This is a genomic window from Phyllobacterium sp. P5_D12 (assembly GCF_054049495.1).
Genome location: NZ_JBFUMG010000506.1, coordinates 1 through 3,228, shown reverse-complemented (window position 1 = coordinate 3,228; position 3,228 = coordinate 1). Strand labels below are relative to the sequence as shown.

Annotated in this window: 4 protein-coding genes; 3 read left to right on the top strand and 1 reads right to left on the bottom strand. The window is 54.0% G+C overall.

What is annotated here, in order from left to right:
- The first annotated feature begins 122 nt into the window (after positions 1–122).
- Positions 123–1,793 (top strand): Na/Pi cotransporter family protein, encoded by a 1,671-nt coding sequence (locus ACXJ5O_RS22605; RefSeq protein ID WP_457301857.1) that lies wholly within the window; start codon positions 123–125, stop codon positions 1,791–1,793.
- A gap of 74 nt (positions 1,794–1,867) precedes the next feature.
- Here ACXJ5O_RS22605 and ACXJ5O_RS22600 read toward each other — a convergent pair whose 3' ends face one another.
- Positions 1,868–2,032: a hypothetical protein gene (locus tag ACXJ5O_RS22600; protein ID WP_183661544.1), complete on the bottom strand. Its 165-nt coding sequence runs from the start codon at positions 2,030–2,032 to the stop codon at positions 1,868–1,870.
- Between the two features lie 96 nt (positions 2,033–2,128).
- Here ACXJ5O_RS22600 and ACXJ5O_RS22595 point away from each other — a divergent pair, with 96 nt between their 5' ends.
- Positions 2,129–2,602 carry a GNAT family N-acetyltransferase gene (locus ACXJ5O_RS22595; RefSeq protein ID WP_457301858.1) on the top strand — a complete coding sequence of 158 codons (474 nt, stop codon included), beginning with the start codon at positions 2,129–2,131 and terminating at the stop codon, positions 2,600–2,602.
- Positions 2,603–2,606: 4 nt separating this feature from the next.
- The gene (locus ACXJ5O_RS22590; protein WP_457301856.1) at positions 2,607–3,155 is read left to right on the top strand and encodes a DUF1003 domain-containing protein; all 549 of its coding nucleotides are present in this window, start codon (positions 2,607–2,609) and stop codon (positions 3,153–3,155) included.
- The last annotated feature ends 73 nt before the right edge of the window (positions 3,156–3,228 follow it).

Sequence of the window (3,228 nt, the reverse complement as noted above, 5' to 3'; positions counted from 1 at the left end):
CATTTTTTCTTAGCCGGAACATAATTTTTTCCCTTTTTGATTGATATGTTATCTTAATAGATCGCAACTAAAATCGTGTAGTTGCATTACCGTGTTTTCCGTACTCGACAGGATCATCACAAGTGAACGGTTCCGCAATTTTGTTGCATCTGGCAGGCGCAGTGGCGCTCTTGCTGTGGGCGACACGCATGGTTCGCACCGGCGTCGAGCGCGCATATGGCGAGCGCATGCGCCAAAGCCTGCGCGGCGTACTGCACAATCCTGTTCTCGCCGTCCTGTGGGGACTGATGCTTTCCATCGCTTTGCAGAGCTCCACGGCCGTTAGTCTTCTGGTTGGCTCCTTTGTCGGTTCCGGCTTCGTCAGCGGTATCGCCGGACTCATGGCCGTGAGGGGCGCCGAGGTTGGATCAGCGCTTGTCGTCAAGATCCTGAGCTTCGACCTGACATTGCTGGTACCACTCTGCCTGGTGGCAGGGACCGTTATCTTCATGTCGACCGAACGAAGCAACTGGCGGCAGGTGGGCCGTATCCTCGTTGGCATCGGCCTTCTCGTGCTTTCGCTCGAAATGACCGGCCAAGCAACAGAACCTTTGCGCAACAGTGAATTGCTGCCGGTGATCGTCGGCTATCTGAATACCGATCCCGTCACCGCATTCCTGATTGCAGCGTTGATGACATGGCTGTTCCACTCGAGCATTGCCGCCGTGCTGCTGCTTGTGACATTTGCCTCGCGCGGCCTCATCCAGCCGGAACTCGGCATCGTGATGATCTTCGGCGTCAATCTCGGATCATCCTTCATCGCACCACTTTTGACCCGCAATGCTGCCCCGCAAACGCGTATCGTGCCGATGGGCAATCTGCTGATGCGTGGGGCTGGCTCCATCGTTATCCTCATCCTTTATCTGACTTTCAAGCCATCCGTGGCCTTCCTCGGCTCCGCACCGGCTGATCAGGTCATCAATGGCCACATCCTCTTCAACATCATCATCTTGCTTGCTGGCGTTCCGCTTTCCGCGCTTGTCCTCAAGGTTACCAAGGCCGTCGTCGCGCTCAATGTCCCGGTCGAACAGCCAAAATCGCTCGATCACGCGGAACTCAGCGCTCTCGACGAAAGCGTGCTCGACACACCAAGCTTGGCGCTGGCCAATGCCACCCGCGAGACCGTGCGCGTTTGTGAGACAGTGGAGATCATGCTGCGCGGGATCATCGGGCTCTACGAGAACCCCGTTCAGGAGCGTATCGACGAATTGTCCGCCCTTGATGACAAGGTCGACCGCAAGCACGCGGCCATCAAACTCTAYCTTGCCAAGCTGACGACCAAGCCTCTGAKCGACTTTGAAGTTGCACGCGCTCGGGAATTGCTGGGTGCCTGCGTGAAGCTGGAACAGGTCGGCGACATCATCGTCCGCAATATGCTGGCGCTGGTGCAGAAGAAGATGGATCGGAAACTCAAATTCACCGACGAAGGCTGGCTGGAACTCAGCAACTTCCACGCCAAGGTGCTTACCAACGCGCGTATGGCGTTTAATGTTCTCGTCTCACGTGATCGCGAAACGGCCCATCAACTGGTGCTTGAAAAAGACCACTTGCGCGACCTTGAAAAGCAGAGCAGCGAGCGGCATTTCCGCCGCCTTCGTGAAGGCACGATCCGCAGCGTCGAGACGAGCTCGATTCACCTCGACACGATCCGCGATCTGAAGCAGGTCAATTCGCTGCTGGCAGCCATGGCGTATCCCGTCCTTGAAGAACAGGGCCTTTTGAACACCACGCGTTTGCGCGCTTTGCACAGCTGACCGTTTATGGCGTCGAGCCATCGGCGCTATTCAAAACGAAAAGGCCGTCTCACTTGTGCCAGTGTATTTCGTGTTCAATAATCGCGATGAATGTGATTGTTGGACCCAATAAAGGCGCCCATGGCGGTGCCGATCAGTAGTCCAAGAAGTACATTGCCCATGATTGCTTCGCCAACACCCGCGCCAACTGACAATCCAGCCAGCATTCCAATAATGGTAGACCAGGTTTGTTCTTTCATTTTTGCCTCCGTTTTTATTATCAATGAACGCGGCAAAGTCATTCGAGTTCCAACGGAGCGCTGAACTACAAATCAACAAAACGGGAAATGAACGTGATGATTTCGCTAAGACCGATGCGTGCCGATGAATACTCGGCTTATCTGGATTATTTCATTCCTGACTACGCGGCGGAAATAGCAGCCAACTACCGCCTTTCACCTGTCGAATCCCGTTTACAGGCCTTGCGGGAGATTGATGAGGATCTGCCGCAGGGCGTGGAAACGTCGGACCAGGTGTTGCTGTGTATAATCGACAGCCTTTCAGGTGACGACAGTTTAGTCGGGTATTTCTGGTACCGGCCGGATATCCCGGCGCGTTCGATCCACATAAGCGATTTCCATATTCTCGCCGCGCATCAGGGAAAAGGCTACGGCAAGGAGGCCTTGGCCGCTCTGGAATTGGGACTGTCTAAAACGGGGTTCACGCAAATCAAGTTGCGCGTGGCTGAAGACAACAAACGGGCAAAACATGTTTATGATGTTTCTGGATTTCGCGTGACAGGCGTCAATATGAGCAAAGCGATCGGATAAAAGAATGACCAATGTCGAAGAAGTGAAAAAAGGCCTGTGGGATACCGAACGAAAGCTGCTTCACCATCTAAGGGCAATTCGCCGGCGGGATCGCGACATCAAACCCGCTGACCTCGAAAATCAGCTTACACGTGGTCAAAAGATCGCCGACAAAGTTGCCGCTACGATGGGATCCTGGTCATTCATCATCATCCAGACGACAATCCTGTTTTTCTGGATTGTGCTCAATGTCACCGCCTACGTGCGGGAATGGGATCCCTATCCCTTCATCCTTCTAAATCTAGCCCTGTCGTTCCAGGCCGCCTACGCCGCACCATTCATCATGATGAGCCAGAACCGCCAGCAGGATATCGATCGGAAGGAAGCGGAGAACGACTACCGCATCAATATCAAAGCAGAGCTCGAAATCGAATTGCTGCATGAAAAGATTGAACTTCTTCACCAGAAGATCGACCAGATGCGGGAAAAGGAAGTGGTGACCCTCACGGAGGCAGTCGAGGAACTCGCAACCCAGAAACAACCGCCTGAAGAGGCCGGTGACACTTCCAAATAAAAAGGACCGCTGCGGGAGGAGGTGCAGCGGTCCTGATTGTAAATGTACCGCGGGAGGAGGTGCAGTACATTCC